A 17,057-nucleotide genomic window follows, 5' to 3' on the forward strand; every position below is an offset into this window, starting at 1 on the left:
CTGGATCAACAACATCAATCGCTTGACAGACTTTCCGCGATGAAAGAAGTGAACGTTCTCAAAGAGCGCGGGATCGCCGCGTCCGACAGGGGAGGTTCTAGATGCAGAGCGCACATGCTCGCTTGCTTTCGCAATTCGCCATCGGCGTATCCACCATCGCACTGGTCGCATTGCCCGGTGCTGCCGCCGCGCAGGACACGCGCGCGCCCGACGCCGCCGCCACCGTCGGCAATCCCGGCCCGTCCGAGATCGCGCCGCAGGCCAGTGCACCCGAAGGCGAGACGGGCGACGACATCGTCGTCTCCGGCATCCGCGCCTCCTTGCGCGAAGCGGTGGACATCAAGCGCAACGGCCAGGGCGTCATCGACGCGATCAGCGCCGAGGACATCGGCAAGTTCCCCGATACCAACCTCGCCGAATCGCTCCAGCGCATCACCGGTGTGTCGATCGACCGCTCCAACGGCGAAGGCTCGACCGTCACCGTCCGCGGCTTCGGTCCCGAATACAATCTCGTCACGCTGAACGGCCGCCAGATGCCGACCTCGACGCTCGGCGACGGCGCCAGCGCGCCGGCGTCGCGCTCGTTCGACTTCGCCAACCTCGCCTCCGAAGGCATCGCCGCGGTCGAGGTCTACAAGACCGGCCGCGCCGCCGTCCCCTCGGGCGGCATCGGCTCGACGATCAACATCCGCACCCCCCGTCCGCTCGAAAAGCCGGGTCTGCGCGGCAGCATCGCCGCCAAGGGCGTGCTCGACACCTCGCGCAACGGCAAGGACCCGGTGACGCCCGAAGTGTCGGGCATCTTCTCGGACACCTTCGCCGACGATCGCATCGGCATCCTCGTCTCGGGCGCCTACCAGCTGCGCAAGGCGAGCAACAACTCCGCCAGCGTCGGCTTCCGCGACGGCTTCCTCGGATCGGAAAACAACTGGGGCACGCTCGCCCAGCCCGGCACGCCGGGATCGCAGAACATCACCAACCGTCCCGGCCCCAACGCGGTCTACGAGATCCCGCAGAGCGCCGCCTACGACCTCATCGACATCCGCCGCGAGCGTATCAACGGCCAGCTCGTCCTGCAGGCGAAGCCGACCGACACGCTCACCGCGACGCTCGACTTCACCTATTCGCGCAACAAGGTGGAGGTGCGCGACAGCAGCGTCGGCATCTGGTTCAACTTCGGCGACACGTCGTCCGCGTGGACCGACGGCCCCAACGCCGGCCCGGTCTTCTACACCGAGCGGTTCGCGCCGGGTAAGGACCTGTCCTACAGCAGCGCGCTGACCGCCAACCAGTCCGAGAACAAGTCGCTCGGCGGCAATCTGACCTGGGACGCGCCCGGCAACGTCACCGTGTCGCTCGACGGCCATCATTCCACCGCCACCTCGAAGCCGACCAACCAATACGGCAGCAGCACCTCGATCGGCGGCGCGATCTTCGGCGTGCAGAACCAGACGATCGACTTCACCAACGACCTGCCGATCATCTCCTACAACATGTATCCAGGGATCAATCCGCTCGATCCCTCGCTCATCACGCCCACCGGCAACGCCTTCCGCAACGCCTATTTCCGCGACGAGATCAACCAGGGCCAGCTGAAGGGGCATTACGACCACCAGGGCGACATCCTCGACAGCATCGACGCCGGCTTCTCGTTCGTCGACAACCAGGTGCGCTCGGCCTACGGCTTCATCCAGAACGAAACCTGGGGCGGCGTCGATCCGCGCGGCGCCAGCTTCGGCGCGGCGGCGGTGCCCGACGATTTCTTCCGCCAAGTCAGCCTGCCCGACAAGTTCAAGGGCGTGCAGGGTGCCGGCAGCTCGGCGCTGCCCCCGGCGATCTACACCTTCGACTTCGAGCGCATGGCCGAACTGCTGCGCCAGCAGTACAACATCTGCTCCAGCCCGCAGACCGGCACGGTGCAGGCCAACACCTGCCTCGCCAATTTCACCACCGATCGGCGCATCCGCGAAAAGACGATCTCGCCCTTCGTCCAGTTCAACCTGAAGTTCGACCTGTTCGACCGGCCCGCGCACCTCATCGCCGGCGTCCGCTACGATCAGACCAACGTCGATTCCTCGGCGCTGGTGCCGATCCCGACCGGCACGCGCTGGACGGGCGCCAACGAATTCGCGCTCTCCTATGCGGCGAACAGCGCGTTCACGACCTTCAAGGGCAGCTACCAGAACTGGCTCCCGGCGTTCGACTTCGACATCGAGCCCGTGCGCAACGTCAAGCTGCGCGCCTCGTACAGCCACACCATCACGCGCGCCGATTACGGCAGCCTGCAGGGCGGGCTGGAACTCGACTCCAACCCGCGCATCGGCGGCGGCACCGGCCGCAACGGCAATGCCGGCCTCGTGCCCTACAAATCGAAGAACATCGATTTTTCGGCCGAATGGTACTATTCCAACGAAAGCTACATCTCGGTCGGATATTTCAACAAGGACGTCTCAAACTTCATCGGCACCACGCAGGTCAACACCCCGGCCTTCGACTTGCGCAATCCCGGCTCTGGTCCGCGCTACCGGGCGGCGGTGGCGGCACTCGGCACCACCGATGCGGTGCGGGTGCGCGACTATATCCTGCGCAACTATCCAGGCTCTTCGCAGGTCACCGGCCAGACCGAGGCGGGCGGCGCCACCTACCTCAACGGCAACATCTTCGGCCTGCCCGAAGACGATCTGTTCAACTTCCAGATCTCGCAGCCGTTCAACAGCGATCAGACCGCCAATATCCACGGCTGGGAATTCGCGATCCAGCACCGCTTCTGGGATACCGGCTTCGGCACGATCCTCAATTACACGATCGTCAACGGCGATGCGAAATACAACAATACGCTGGATCCCTCGATCGGCCAGTTCGCACTGACCGGGCTCAGCGACAGCGCCAATGCCGTGCTCTATTACGACAAATACGGCCTGCAATGGCGCATCGCCTATAACTGGCGCGACCAGTTCTACGCCGGCGGTGCCTTCGATCCTACCTATGTCCAGGCCTACGGCCAGGTCGACGGCAGCATCAGCTACGCCTTCACGCCCAAGGTCACCGGTTTCGTCGAGGTCATCAACCTCACCGGCGAGGGGCGTCGCGGCCACCGCCGTTCGGACAATTTCGTCACCTTCGCGCAGCCGGGCTACGCCCGCTATTCGGCCGGCGTGCGCTTCACGTTCTGACCGGCCGGCCCGGAACCGGCCGTTCGCCTGAGCCTGGCGGGGCAGGAGTCTCAATCCTGCCCCGACGGGTTCGGCACCACCGGCGAACGGGGGCAAGGCCCGTCCTGGGCTAGCTTTTTGCGCGGGCTCGCGGCAGGCCCGTCGGGCAAGGATCGAAGAGGACGAGGGGTGGACACGGCCATCGCCAGCATCGTGATCGTCGGCGGCGGCACGGCCGGCTGGCTCGCCGCCTGCCGCATCGCCGCGGCCGCGGCCGGGCGGGTCGCGGTGACGCTGATCGAATCGCCCGACGTACCGACGATCGGGGTCGGCGAGGGCACCTGGCCGACCATCCGCCGCACGCTCGCCGCGATCGGCATTCCCGAAACCGAATTGCTCCTCGCCTGCGACGCGTCGTTCAAACAGGGCACGCGCTTCGTCGGCTGGACGACCGGTGCCGATGACGATCGATACTACCACCCCTTCACGCTGCCGCTCGACGCCGATCCGGCGGACTGGGCGGACCGCGCCTATGCCGATGCGGTGTCGCCGCAGCCGCACGTCTGCGCCCGCGATCTCGCGCCGCGCCAGCGCGCCATGCCCGATTACGCCGGCGCGCTGAACTACGCCTATCACCTCGACGCTGCGAAGCTTGCCGCACTGCTGATGCGGCACGCCACGCAGCGGCTCGGCGTCACCCATGTCCGCGACCACGTCACCGGCGTCGATGCCGCCCCCGGCGACACCGTCGCCGCGGTCCGCACGCGTGCCTTGGGGCCGATCGCCGGCGACCTGTTCATCGACTGCACCGGCCATGCCGCACTGCTGATCGGCGGGCATTGCGGCGTCGGCACCGTGGATTGCGAGCATATCCTCTTCAACGATCGCGCGCTCGCCGTGCAGATGCCGGTCGCATCCGACAGCCCGATCGCCGCGCAGACGGACGCCACCGCACATGCCGCCGGCTGGATCTGGGACATCGGCCTGCCGACGCGCCGCGGCATCGGCTGCGTCTATGCCTCCGCCTACATGAGCGACGACGCGGCCGAGGCGACGCTTACGGCCTATTGCGCCCGCACCGCGCCCGGCGTGCCGATGCCGGCGCCCCGCCGCCTCACCTTCCGCTCGGCCTATCGGGAGCGGCAATGGCAGGGCAACGTCCTCGCCATCGGCCTGTCCGCCGGATTCCTCGAACCGCTCGAGGCTTCGGCGATCGTCACCATCGAACTGTCGCTCGACGCGCTGCTCGCCGATTTTCCAGTCTCCGCCGCGGTGATGCCGATCCAGGCGCGGCGCTTCAATGCGCTGTTCCGTTATCGCTGGGAACGGATCGTCGAATTCCTGAAGCTGCATTACGCGCTCGGCCGGCGCGACGAACCCTATTGGCGCGCGCACCGCGATCCCGCCACGATCCCGGATCGCCTCGCCGACAATCTCGCCCTGTGGCGTCATCGCCCGCCCTCTGGCATCGATCTGCCTGCGCAGGACGAGGTCTTTCCGGCCGCAAGCTATCGCTACATCCTCTACGGCATGGGCGTCGCGCCGCCCGCACCCGGACCGATCGCGCAGCCGGCCGCCGATGGCGCCGCCCTCGCCCAACTCGCGACCCGCACCCGCGCGCTCGCCGCCAGCCTGCCGACCAACCGCGCCTATCTGGACGCGGTGCGCGCTTCACCCGAAAGATGTGCCCGATGAGCCACCACGCCCTTCTCACCGCCGAAGCGCACCGCACCCTGCGCATCCGCACCGAAGCCGATGCCGCCCTCGGCGATGCGCAGATGGCCTCGATCGTCATGCCGGCCGAGTTCCGGCAGGTGCAGAATGCCTATCCGATCCTCTTCCGCCTCAACGACCAGCGCGACCGCTTCACCGCGCTTGCCCTGTTCGGTTTCGAGGCGGGCGAGAACCTCTACCTGACGCCCGGCGGCTGGGATGCGCGCTATCGTCCGCTCGCCATGGAGGTGCAGCCCTTCCTCATCGGCGGCGGTCCCGACGGCAGCGGCGACCGGCAGGTGCATATCGACATGGCCTCGCCGCGGATCGGCGGTGACGAGGGCATGCGCGTGTTCGACGACGCAGGCGCTCCGACGCCCTACCTCGAAGGGATCGCCGATCGGCTGGGCGCACTCGACCAGGGGTATCGCGACAGCGCCGCCTTCTTCGCCGCGCTGGAGCGGCATGCGCTGCTCGAACCCTTCACGCTCGACGTCACGCTGGACAGCGGCGCCACCCATCGCCTGGTCGGCTTCCATACCATCGACGAAGAGCGCCTTGCCGCGCTCGACGCCGCTGCGCTCGGCGAGCTCCACGCCGCCGGCCATCTGCTGCCCGTCTTCATGGCGGTGGCGAGCCTTGCCAACCTCGGCACGCTCATCGCGCGCAAGAACCGGCAAGCATCCGGTGGCTGAAGCGGCTCCTGCCCCCATGCCGGTGCCGGAGGTCGCGATAGCCGATGCCGCCGCGCTCGACGTGCACTTGCGCGATGCCGACCGGCCGTTCGTCGTCCGCGGCCTTGCCGCCGACTGGCCGCTGGTCCGCGCCGGGCGCACCTCTGCCTCCGCGGCACGCGACCTGCTGCTGGGTCACCACCGCGACCGCCCCTTCACCGTCTCCGTCGGCCAGCCGGGCAGCGGCGGACGGCTGTTCTACGATGCGGCGATGCAGATGAACTTCCGCACGATGGAAGCGAAGCTGCCGGAGATCTTTGCACGCATCCACGCCTTCGCCGGGCAGCCGGACGCACCCGCCATCTATCTTGCCTCGATCGACATGCACCAGTTCTTCGACGGGCTGCACGAGGCGAACCGGATCGACCTGGGCACGCGCGAACCGCTGGCGAGCATCTGGATCGGCACGCGCACCCGTATCGCCGCGCACAACGACGTGCCGCACAATCTCGCGGTCTGCGCGGTCGGCCGCCGCCGCTTCACGCTCTTCCCGCGCGAACAGTTCCGCAATCTTTACCTGGGGCCGGTCGACCATACCCCCGCCGGTCGCGCGGTCAGCATGGTCGATTTCCACGCGCCCGATCTTGCCGCGCATCCCCGCTTCGCCGCCGCGCTCGCCGAAGCGCAGGTCGTCGAGCTGGAGGCGGGCGACGCACTCTACATCCCCGCCTTGTGGTGGCACCATGTCGAGGGGCTGGAGGATTTCAACGTGCTGGTGAACTATTGGTGGCGCGACGCCCCCCGCTGGCTCGGCCAGCCGCAGGAGGCGCTGCACCACGCAATGATGACGATCCGCGATCTGCCTGCCGACCAGCGCACGCATTGGCGCGAGATGTTCGACCATTACGTCTTCGCCGCCGATGCCGATGCGCTCGTCGCGCACATCCCGGCGGAGGGGCGCGGCGTGCTCGATCCGATGACGCCCGCCTTGGCGGCCCGCATCCGCGCCTATCTGCTGCGGGCGCTCAGCCGATGACGCCGCGCCGCATCGTCGTCGCCGGTGGCGGCACCGCGGGCTGGATGGCCGCCGCCGCGCTCGCCCGCGTGCTTGGCCGCGCCGTCACCGTCACGCTGGTCGAATCAGATGCGATCGGCACCGTCGGCGTCGGCGAATCGACGATCCCGCCGATCATCACCTTCAACCGCCTTCTCGGGATCAACGAGGCCGAATTCATGGCCGCGACGCAGGCGACCTTCAAACTGGGCATCCAGTTCGATGGGTGGAAGACGCCCGACAGCGGCTATTTCCATTCCTTCGGCCTCACCGGCAAGGACCATTGGGCGGCCGGATTCCAGCATTTCTGGCTGGATGGCCTGTCGCGCGGCCATGCCGAACCCTATGATGATTACTGCCTCGAACTGATCGCCGCGCGCGAAGGCAAGTTCGCGCACTTGCCCGACGACCGGCTCAACTACGCCTACCAACTCGATTCGACGCTCTACGGCCGTTTCCTGCGCCGCATGGCGGAGGGTGACGGCGCGCACCGCATAGAGGGCCGGATCGCGGAGGTGGAACTGGATGGAACCAGCGGCGACATCGCCGCGCTGGTGCTCGAATCCGGCCTGCGCGTGGAGGGCGACCTGTTCCTCGACTGCACCGGCTTTCGCGCGCTGCTGATCGAGCGGGCGCTGCATGTCGGCTTCGACGACTGGACCCACTGGCTACCCTGCGACGCCGCTATCGCGGTGCAGACGGCGAGCACCGGGCCGGCCGTGCCCTTCACCCGCGCGACTGCGCATCAGGCGGGTTGGCAGTGGCGCATCCCGCTCCAGCATCGTGTCGGCAACGGCATCGTCTATTGCAGCCGCTACATGGCCGAGGATGCGGCGCTCGAACGCCTGCTCGGCACGATCGAAGGCGAGGTGCTGACCGAGCCCAACCGGCTGCGCTTCACGACGGGCGCGCGGCGGCGGCAGTGGCATCGCAACTGCATCGCGATCGGCCTTGCCGGCGGCTTCATGGAGCCGCTCGAATCGACCAGCATCCACCTGATCCAGCGCGCCATCCTGCGGCTCATCCGCATGTTGCCCGCCGGCCCCGTCTCGCCTGCCGACGTCGCCGAATTCAACGACCAGCAGCACACCGACATGGTGCAGATCCGCGACTTCCTGATCCTCCACTACAAGGCGACCGAGCGGCGCGACAGCGCGTTCTGGCGGCAGTGCGCGGGGATGGAGATCCCGGACAGCCTGGCGCAGAAGATCGCGCTGTTCCGCGATACCGGCCGCGTCTTCCGCCGGAACGAGGAATTGTTCGCGGAAAACAGCTGGGTGCAGGTGATGATGGGTCAGGGTATCATCCCGGCCAGCCACCATCCGATCGCCGCCAAACTGTCCGACGACGATCTCGCCCGGCTGCTGGCGACGCTGCGGCAGGGTGTCGCGCAGACGGTCGCCGGCCTGCCGCACCACGCCGACTATGTCGCGCGCTATTGCGGAGCCGCCGCCTGATGGCGCGCCGCCGCCAGTCCGTCACCATCCGCCACGTCGCCGCCGACGCCGGCGTGTCGTTGCAGACGGTCAGCCGCGTCATCAACAAGGAACCCAATGTGCGGCCGGAGATGCTGCAACGCGTCCAGGCCTCGATCGCGAAGCTCGGCTACGTGCCCTCGATCGCGGCGCAGCGGATGGGCGGCTCGCGCTCCTATCTGATCGTCGCGCTCAACGATCGCGAGCGCACCATCGCCGACTGGCGCAGCCGCCAGGGGACCGACTGGGTCGACCAGATGCTGCTGGGCGGCATGCTGACCTGCGCCGAACATGGCTATCGCCTGATCGTCGAGCTGGTCGACACGCACAGCGACCATATCGAACGCGAGCTGACCGGCGCGATCGCCGCGTTGCAACCCGATGGCGTGATCCTGACACCGCCGCATTCGGAAAACCCGCTCATCACGCGCCTGTTGGAGGCGCAGGGGATTAGCTTCGCGCGCATCGGCTCGCTCAAGGCAGGCGGCGGCTTCGCCCTGACCATGGACGACGAGGGCGCGGCGCGGCTCGCCACGGAGCATCTCGTCGGCCTGGGCCACCGCCGCATCGGCTTCATCGCCGGCTCTGCCGAATACGAATTGAGCGGCTGGCGGGTCGCGGGATGGCGACAGGCGATGGCCGCGGCCGGGCTGCCGACCGAGGGACTGCTGGCACAGGGCGATTTCGGTTTCGCGTCAGGCCGCGCCGCCGCCATCGCCCTGCTCGATTCCGCCGCGCCACCGACTGCGATCATCGCCAGCAGCGATCAGATGGCGCTTGCCACCCTGGAATGCGTGCGCGAACGCGGCCTCGACGTGCCGGCCGACCTGTCGATCGTCAGCTTCGACGACACGCCGATCGTCCGCTTCGCCCATCCCCCGCTCACCGCGATCGTCCAGCCGATCGCAGAGGTCACCGCACGGGCGGTCGAGTGCATCATCGCCGAACAAGCCGGCCGCCCCGTGCCTGCCGGGCCGGTGGTCGTACCGGCGACGCTGGCGGTGCGCGGCTCCACCGGGCCGTTGGCCGATTGATTGGCCTGCCCACTTGATAGCCACTGGCCTGTCCTCCCGCCTTGATATATCGGTGCGGCGGTAAGCCAGGGAGACGCGGGTGCACACCGATACGCTGATGACGCAGACGATGCGCTGGTTCGGGCCGGGCGATCCCGTCTCCCTCGCCGCCATCCGGCAGGCGGGTGCCAGCGAGGTGGTCACCGCGCTGCACGACGTGCCCAACGGCGCCGTCTGGACGCAGGACGCGATCGCCGCGCGCAAGGCATCGATCGCGCAGGCGGGGCTCGGCTGGACCGTGGTCGAAAGCCTGCCGGTCGACGATCAGATCAAGACGCGCGGACCCATGTGGGACGAGCGCATCGCCGCCTATCGCGCCAGCCTGACCCATCTCGCCGCATGCGGCATCACCGTCGTCACCTATAATTTCATGCCGCTGCTCGACTGGACGCGTACCGATCTCGCCTATCCCATGCCCGACGGCGCGCTCGCACTGCGGTTCGACTGGGATGCCGTGGCGGCCTACGATCTCCACATCCTCCGCCGTCCCGGCGCCGAACGCGATTACGACGACGCCCGCATCGCCGCCGCCGCCGCGCACCATGCCGCCCTGTCGGAGGAGGAGGCGCGCCGCCTCGAAGCCACCATCCTCGCCGGCCTGCCCGGCAGCGAGGAAAGCTTCACCTCGCAAAGCTTCCTCGCCGCGATGGAGCAATATGCCGACGTCGACGCAAGCCGGCTGCGCGACAACCATGCGGCGTTCCTCGATGCGGTCTGTCCACATGCCGAGGCGCTGCGCCTCCGCCTCGTCGTCCACCCCGACGATCCGCCCTTCCCCATCTTCGGCCTGCCGCGCGTGGTGAGCACCGAGGACGATCTGGCGCAGCTGTTCGCGCGGGTGCCCAATCCGGCGAACGGCCTGTGCTTCTGCACCGGCTCGCTCGGCGCGCGCGCCGACAACGACCTCGCCGGCATCGTCGAGCGTTACGGATCGCGCATCGGGTTCCTCCACCTGCGCTCGGTCGAGCGCGACGGCACCCGCGCCTTCCACGAGGCCGCCCATCTGGACGGCGATGCCGACATGCCCGCCGTCGTCGCCGCCATCCATCGCCTGTCGCGGCGCGAAGGACGCAGCATTCCGATGCGCCCCGATCACGGTCACCTGATGGCCGACGATCTGGGGCGCCGCTGCAATCCCGGCTATCCGCTGATCGGCCGCCTGCGCGGCCTCGCCGAATTGCGCGGGCTGGAGCGCGGCATCGCCTATGCCGCCGCCGCGCAGGAGCCGCAGCCATGAAGCAGCGCGGCGAAAAGCTCTACCAGCGCGTCGTCAACGCGATCAGCGAACGCATCGCCCAGGGCCGCTACACCATCGGCACGCGCCTGCCCGGCGAACGCGAGCTTGCCGAGGAGTTCGCGGTCAGTCGCCCGACGATCCGCGAAGCGATGATCGCGCTCGAAATCCGCGGGCTGGTGGAGGCGCGGCACGGGTCCGGCCTGTACGTCACCGCCGCACCCGCGCAGCAGGTCGGGCCGGCCGAACTCGACATCGGCGCCTTCGAACTGATCGAGGCGCGCATCCTGTTCGAGGGCGAGGCGGCCGCGGTCGCCGCGACGATGATCGACGATGCCGCGCTCGCCGACCTCGACGCCGCGCTTGCCGAGATGGCGGCCTGCGATCCGTCCAGCAGCGCCGCCTTCGACACCGACCGCCGCTTCCACCTGCGCATCGCGGAGGCGACCGGCAATACCGTCATCGCGACTGTGGTCGACATGCTCTGGCGGCTGCGTGACAGCGCGCCGCTCAGCGCCCATATCTTCGCCGAGGCATGGGCCGGCGGTGTCCATCCCCGCGTCGAGGAGCATCAGGCGATCGTCGAGGCACTGCGCGCACGCGATTCCGCCGCCGCCCGCGGCGCGATGCGCGCGCACCTCAACCGCGTGGTCGAAGATCTGCTCGCCGCCACCGAGGTCGAGGCGCTGCGCCGCGCCCAGTCGGAAATCGAGGAACAGCGCGGCGCCCTGCGCCGCCGCCTCCATGCCTGATGCTGCGGTGGCATGTGCCGCCCGTCATGCCTAACCCCTTCCCGCTACAGGAATAAGCAGCGCAGGCCGTTCCGGCCTTAAACACTCTTCAATGCTGGCATGGCAGGGTGCCGGGATGCTGTTCGCCCGCTCCCTCGCCTGTGTGCTCGTCGCCTGCGCGACCTGTGCGCTGGCGGCGTCGGCACCGCTGGCGCCCCATGCGGCGGCACTGCGCGAGCGCGGCGACGCGGCGCGGCCCGATCCCTGGCGCGCCGCCGCCGACCGGTTCTTCAAGGTGGTCGCGCGCGACGAGGCGATCCCTGATGCAGGCCTGCCACGCGCCGTGGCGCAGGATGGCGACGGCTTCGTCTGGCTCGCCACCGACGCCGGCCTCGCCCGCTGGGATGGTACGGGTTTCAAGAGTTATACCACCGAAGCCACCGCCGATGCGGGTGCCCTGCCGGAGGTGATGGTCAACCTGCTGTTCGCCGATGCCGCCGGCCGGTTGTGGCTGGGCATGAGCGCCGAAGGGCTGTTGTGGCACGACCCCGTCACCGAACGATTCGTGCGGCCGCCCAATCGCACGCCGCTCGATGCGACGCATGTCACCGCGATCGACGACGATGGTGCAGGCGGCCTGTGGGTCGCCAGCGATATCGGCCTTGCCCATGTTCGCGGCGCCGACCGGCGGGTGACGCTGATCGCGCCGGATGCCGCCAACAATGTGCCGAACGGCCCGATCCGCGCGCTGCATCGCGACACGCGCGGCGCGCTGTGGATCGCCGCCGATCACCGCCTGTTCGTCCGCCGGACGGGCGCGAGCCGGTTCGTGCCGGTCGCGCTGCCGGGGGCCGGTGCCATCGCCGATCTGCTCGACGACGCGCGCGGCAACCTCTGGGTGTCCACCTCCAACGGCTTCTACACCGTCGATGCCGGTGGCGCGGTGCGTCACCTGCCAGTGGGCGAGCGCGAGCGGCCGCCGGTACTGGGTGCGATGATCCGCGCCGGCGACGGCACGATCTGGACGGCGTCGCGCACCGGGATCTGGATCGTCGATCCGGCGACGTCGCGCATCCGGCACTTGCGCCACGATCCGCTCATCGCCAGCAGCCTGCCCGAAGATGGGCTGAACCAGCTGATCCGCGATGCCGCCGGCCGGGTGTGGGTGGTCGGCGATGCGACGCTTGCCTATGTCGATCCCGCGCCGCGCCGCGTGCTCGGCTTGGTCGGCGCGCTGCGTCCGGCACCGGGCGCGCTGCCCGATCAGGCCTGGGCGGTCGGCGCCGCGCCCGATGGCACGCTCTGGTACGGCGCCGCCGACGTGCCGGCCGCCCGCCTGGCGCCGTCTGCAGGCGGCATCGCGCCGCCGCAGCGGCTGCCGGGGGCGCGTCGCGACGTCCATGCCTTCGCCTTTCCGCCCGGCCGTGGCGCCTTCACCGCCGGCGACGACGGGCTGTTCCACCTGTCGCTTGCCGGCACCGACGCGCGACGCCTGTCGGCGGAACCCTGGTCGCGCCTGCTGCTCGACGGCGATCGGCTGTATGTCGGCGGCACCGGCGTCGGCGTTGTCGACGTGCGGCGGCCGGGTGCGCCTGCGCGCGCCGCCTGGTCCGCCCGGCTCACCGATCCGCGCGTCCGCTCGTTCGCCGTCACTGGCGACGGATCGCTCTGGGTCGGTACGGCGCGCGGGCTCAATCGCGTCGATCCGAGGACAGGAACCGTGGAGCAATTCCGCCCCCGCACCCGCGCCGGCGCGGCGTTGCGCGGCAATTACGTCAGCACGCTGCTGACCGATCGGCAGGGCCGGCTCTGGGCCGGCACCGTCGGCGGCGGCCTCACCGTGTTCGAACGCCACGGTGCCGCCTGGCGGAGCATCGCCCATCTCGGCCGCCGCGAGGGCCTGCCGCACGATACGGTCGACAAGCTGCTTGCCGGCCCGGACGGCGCGATCTGGGCAAGCACCGACGGCGGCATCGCCCGGATCGATCCCGCCACCCGTGCGATCACTCTGCTGAAGCCGGCCGACGGCGTCGCCTTCACGGCGAACTGGACCGGGGCGGGCGATATCCTGCCGGACGGACGGCTGGTGTTCGCCGGCTTCGGCGGACTGACGATCATCGATCCTGCGCTGCCGGCCACCACGCCCTGGCAGGCCCCGCTGCGCTTCACCGCGATCCGCGGCGGCGGCCGCTCCATCCCCGCGCAACAGGCGACGACGCTCACCATCGGCTCCGACGAACGCAGCCTTACCGCCGAATTCGCCCGGCTCGATTATGCCACGGGTCGCGATCAGGCCTTCGCCTATCGGCTGGAGCCGCAGGAGAGCGAATGGACGCGGGTCGACGCCCAGCACCGCATCGCCCGCTACACCAATCTGCCGCCGGGGCGCTCGACGCTGGTGGTCCGTGCGCTGGAGGGCAGCGGCGCCAGCGGCGACCGCCTTCGTCCGATCGGCGCACCGCTGACGCTGACGCTCGACGTGGAGCATCGCTGGTCGGAAACGCCGATCGTCCGCGCCGCTGTCGTCGCCGGCGTGCTGGCCGCCACGCTCGGCCTCGTCCACCTGCGGCTGCGGTCCGCGCGCCGGCGAGAGCGATTGCTCGAAACGCTGGTCGAACGGCGCACCGCCGAACTGCTCGTCAGCCGTTCCGAACTCGAAAAGCTCGCTTATTCGGATACGCTCACCGGCCTCGGCAATCGCCGCCTCTATGGCGAGGTGCTGGCGCGACTGGTCGCCGCCGCATCCGCCAGCTCGCCGTTCGCGCTGCTGCTGATCGATCTCGACCGGTTCAAGCAGGTCAACGACGGCTTCGGCCACGATGTCGGCGATGCCCTGCTGGTCGAGGTCGCCGACCGGCTGACCACGACGGTCCGCCAGCGCGACAGCATCTTCCGCCTCGGCGGCGACGAATTCGCGATCCTGATCGCCGATGCGCGCGACGATCAGGGCGTCGCCGACCTCTGCCGGCGCCTCCAGGCCGCCTGCGCGCCGCCGGTGACGATCGACCGGCGCACGCTCCACCCCGCGCTCAGCATCGGTGCGGTGGTGGCGCGCGACGGCGCGACTACGGCGGAGGCGCTCTACAAGGCGGCGGACCTCGCCCTCTACGAGGCGAAGCGTGCCGGCCGCGGCACCTGGCGATTGGCACCCACCGCCGCCGGCTGACGCCCGCAACCCTATGCCAGGCTAAGCGGCCCCGCCGGTCGCGCGACGCTCACCGCCAAAGTCGCCTATGCACCCCGGCAGCAGGCGGTCGGCACCAGCCCTGGCTTCGCCACTTATCCCGGCGGGTCGATCCCGGTCGCCATCCTCGCCGCCTTGCTCATCACTCTCATCCCGACGACGATCGCCGGCATGGACCGGCTGGTGCGCTTCAACGTCCTCGCCTGACCGACGCCGCCGCCGCGCTGCCGCAGGATGCGGAGGTCATTCCCTTCACCGCGCAGACGCGCATCTCGGGCGTGCGGATCGTCGAACCACGCAGCATGGGCATCCGCACGGTGATGATCACCGGCGACAATCCGCGCACCGCCGCCACCACCGCAGAAGCGGGCGTCGACGATTTCCTCGCGCAGGCGACGCCGGCGGACAAGCTGACGCTGACCCGACAGGAACAGCAGGGTGTCCGCCTCGTCGCGATGTGCGGCGACGGCACCGACGATGCGCCCGCTCGCCCACGCCGATGTCGGCGTCGAGATGCACACGGGCGCGCCGGCGGCGCGCGAGTCAGGCAACAGGGTCGACCTCGACAGCGATCCGACCAAGCTGATCGAGGTCGCCGGCCTCGGCAAGCAGCTGCCGATGACCCGCGGCGCGCTCACCACCTTCTCCGTCGCCAATGATGTCGCCAAATCTTTCGCGATCATCCCGGCGATGTTCGTCGCGCTCGCCAGGGCGCCGCGCATCGCGCGAGTCTGCGGCGACCTCTCGATCGATTTCGGCCGCCGCCTCGTCCGCCGGGCGGGCGAAGGGACCCACCTGACGCACAAGGAATACGACGTGCTAGCGCTCCTCGCCCGATACATCGGCGGTGTCCTGACGCGTTCCCGCATCATGGACGTCGCCTGGACCCGGCAGGAGGATCCCCGCACCGAGTATCTTCGCATCCTCATCCGCAACCTCCGCCACAAACGTGATGCGCCCGGTCCGGTCGGGAGCGTGATCCCTAATGAACTGGGCGTCGGCTATCGGCTGCGGGACGAGTGATGCATCGGGCGACGGCGCTGCATCATCGGCGCTGTCACGATCCACGCTTGAGGCGCCATAGTGGCGAGGAGGACGATCAATCCGCCGGCCGCGAAGCAGTCGGCTGGCCTTTGGCGAACTTGGCCGCATAGGGGCTGTCGCCATACCATCGCGGCGCTTCCGGAGCGTCGGCCAGATCGCGAGCGATCTCATAATTGACCTGCGCGAACTTGACCGCTGCATCCCAGTTGAACGGCAGGTCGATCTGATCCCGCGGCGAATGATAGGTTTTGGCCAGGAAAGCCTGGAACGCCTCCTTGCCACCGTTCTTGACGCCGGTCGCCAGCATGATCGACGGCACACCTTGCTTGACGAAGCTGTAATGGTCCGATCGTGTGAAGATATTTTCCTCGGGCATGAAATCGGGCGACACGGTCAGGCCGATCTTCGCCGCCGCACGTGCCACCGTTTGCCCGATGGTCGAATGTTCGGCGCCGAAGGCGACGACGTCGTCGAGCTTGTACAGCAGGATCGGCATGTCGAGGTTGACGTCGGCGATCACCCGTGCGCCTGCCGGCACCACCGGGTTACGGGCCAGATAGGCCGAACCGAGCAGCCCCGTTTCCTCGGAGGTCAATGCGGCGAACATGACGCTGCGCTTCGGAGCCACCCCGCTGTCGACGAACGCCTCCGCGGCGGCAAGCATCGTCGCGACCCCCGCGGCATTGTCCATTGCGCCGTTGAAGATCTTGTCGGGGCCTTCCGCCTCCGCATCATCCCCGAGATGGTCGAGATGGGCGGTCAGCAGGACATATTCCTTGCTCAACTCGGGATCGGTACCCGGCAGCACGCCGATGACGTTAGGAGACTCCATCGTCTTGGCAGAGGTGCTCGCCGCGAAATGCACCCTCGGCTTGAGCGCACGTCCCTTCAGCCTTCCGCCTGGTGTGGCCGCCACGGCGAAGATGTCATTGGCCGTGAGGCCGCTGCCGGCCAGCAAGGAGTCGAATGCCGGCTGAGCGATATAGGCGGTCGCGCGTATGCCGGGGGCTTTCAGCAGCGGTTGCCCGTCCGGTTCCAGGATTTCCCGTCGTGACGAGGCCATCGCGCGTACTGCATTCTGCCAGGAGAAGCTTTTCAGCGTCTTCGGGGTCAAGACCGTCAGGACGCCGATGGCGCCGTGGTCCATGGCGATGCGCGCCTTGTCGCGGCCGGACAGGGCCGCAACGTCCTGCGGCGCGCCTTCCGGAACACCGGACAGCACGACCACGAACTTGCCGCGCACGTTCAGCCCGCGATAATCGTCATACCCCTGCTTGCGCGCATCCAGCCCATAGCCGACGAACACCGCCCGCGCCTCCAGCGACTGATCGGGAAAGCGCCCGTCGGGCGCCATCGCGACCGACACACCGTTGTCGAAACGCGAACCGCCGACCGTGATCGCCGCCGGCTTGGCGGGGTCGATCGCGATCGTACGGAAACGGATCGTCTGATACCAGCTTCCGTCCACGCCCGGTTTCAGCCCCATCGCTTCGAACCGCGACGCCACATAATGCGCGGCGATGTCATAGCCCGGCGTGCCCGGCTTGCGCCCGTCGAGCAGGTCGTCGGCGAGGAACGCGACCGTCGCGCGAATCTCGCCAGGGCGGATCGTCGGGGGCTTCGTCTGGGCAGGGGCAGCGCCGGCAATGCAGGCGAGCAACATGCAGATGAGGTGGCGGGGCATGAATATCCTTCTGCATGATGACGGCCGTTGCATACGGTC

Annotated in this window: 11 protein-coding genes and 1 pseudogene; 11 read left to right on the plus strand and 1 reads right to left on the minus strand. The window is 68.9% G+C overall.

Annotated features, from left to right (window positions below):
• Positions 1-101: 101 nt before the first annotated feature.
• The 11 genes and pseudogenes from ACTZQ5_RS13030 (at position 102) to ACTZQ5_RS13080 (ending at position 15,313) form a co-directional block, all read left to right on the plus strand.
• Positions 102-3,173 (plus strand): TonB-dependent receptor, encoded by a 3,072-nt coding sequence (locus ACTZQ5_RS13030; protein ID WP_443585620.1) that lies wholly within the window; start codon positions 102-104, stop codon positions 3,171-3,173.
• A gap of 168 nt (positions 3,174-3,341) precedes the next feature.
• On the plus strand, positions 3,342-4,847 hold the full coding sequence (locus tag ACTZQ5_RS13035) for a tryptophan halogenase family protein (RefSeq protein WP_443585621.1): 1,506 nt from the start codon (positions 3,342-3,344) through the stop codon (positions 4,845-4,847).
• Entirely contained in the window at positions 4,844-5,560 is a 717-nt protein-coding gene (locus ACTZQ5_RS13040) for a SapC family protein (protein ID WP_443585622.1), read from the plus strand. Before ACTZQ5_RS13035 ends, ACTZQ5_RS13040 begins: the two co-directional genes overlap by 4 nt.
• Positions 5,553-6,575 carry a cupin-like domain-containing protein gene (locus ACTZQ5_RS13045; RefSeq protein ID WP_443585623.1) on the plus strand — a complete coding sequence of 341 codons (1,023 nt, stop codon included), beginning with the start codon at positions 5,553-5,555 and terminating at the stop codon, positions 6,573-6,575. Before ACTZQ5_RS13040 ends, ACTZQ5_RS13045 begins: the two co-directional genes overlap by 8 nt.
• Entirely contained in the window at positions 6,572-8,050 is a 1,479-nt protein-coding gene (locus ACTZQ5_RS13050; protein WP_443585624.1) for a tryptophan halogenase family protein, read from the plus strand. The genes ACTZQ5_RS13045 and ACTZQ5_RS13050 overlap by 4 nt, the downstream gene beginning before the upstream one ends.
• Positions 8,050-9,102 carry a LacI family DNA-binding transcriptional regulator gene (locus ACTZQ5_RS13055; RefSeq protein WP_443585625.1) on the plus strand — a complete coding sequence of 351 codons (1,053 nt, stop codon included), beginning with the start codon at positions 8,050-8,052 and terminating at the stop codon, positions 9,100-9,102. Before ACTZQ5_RS13050 ends, ACTZQ5_RS13055 begins: the two co-directional genes overlap by 1 nt.
• Before the next feature lie 79 nt (positions 9,103-9,181).
• A complete protein-coding gene (uxuA, locus tag ACTZQ5_RS13060; protein WP_443585626.1) occupies positions 9,182-10,378 on the plus strand; it encodes a mannonate dehydratase in 1,197 nt (398 codons plus the stop codon).
• Positions 10,375-11,127 carry a FadR/GntR family transcriptional regulator gene (locus ACTZQ5_RS13065; protein WP_443585627.1) on the plus strand — a complete coding sequence of 251 codons (753 nt, stop codon included), beginning with the start codon at positions 10,375-10,377 and terminating at the stop codon, positions 11,125-11,127. Before uxuA ends, ACTZQ5_RS13065 begins: the two co-directional genes overlap by 4 nt.
• 91 nt (positions 11,128-11,218) lie before the next feature.
• Positions 11,219-14,272: a ligand-binding sensor domain-containing protein gene (locus ACTZQ5_RS13070; RefSeq protein WP_443585628.1), complete on the plus strand. Its 3,054-nt coding sequence runs from the start codon at positions 11,219-11,221 to the stop codon at positions 14,270-14,272.
• Positions 14,273-14,356: 84 nt separating this feature from the next.
• Positions 14,357-15,028: pseudogene (locus ACTZQ5_RS13075) on the plus strand (HAD-IC family P-type ATPase); the annotation flags it as partial.
• Positions 15,029-15,085: 57 nt separating this feature from the next.
• Positions 15,086-15,313 carry a winged helix-turn-helix domain-containing protein gene (locus ACTZQ5_RS13080; protein ID WP_443585655.1) on the plus strand — a complete coding sequence of 76 codons (228 nt, stop codon included), beginning with the start codon at positions 15,086-15,088 and terminating at the stop codon, positions 15,311-15,313.
• A 76-nt stretch (positions 15,314-15,389) separates the two neighbouring features.
• Here ACTZQ5_RS13080 and ACTZQ5_RS13085 read toward each other — a convergent pair whose 3' ends face one another.
• Positions 15,390-17,018, minus strand: coding sequence for a M28 family metallopeptidase (locus ACTZQ5_RS13085; protein ID WP_443585629.1), 1,629 nt, complete (start codon positions 17,016-17,018; stop codon positions 15,390-15,392).
• Positions 17,019-17,057 lie beyond the last annotated feature (39 nt).

The organism is Sphingomonas cellulosilytica (genome assembly GCF_052321755.1).
GTDB lineage: Bacteria > Pseudomonadota > Alphaproteobacteria > Sphingomonadales > Sphingomonadaceae > Sphingomonas.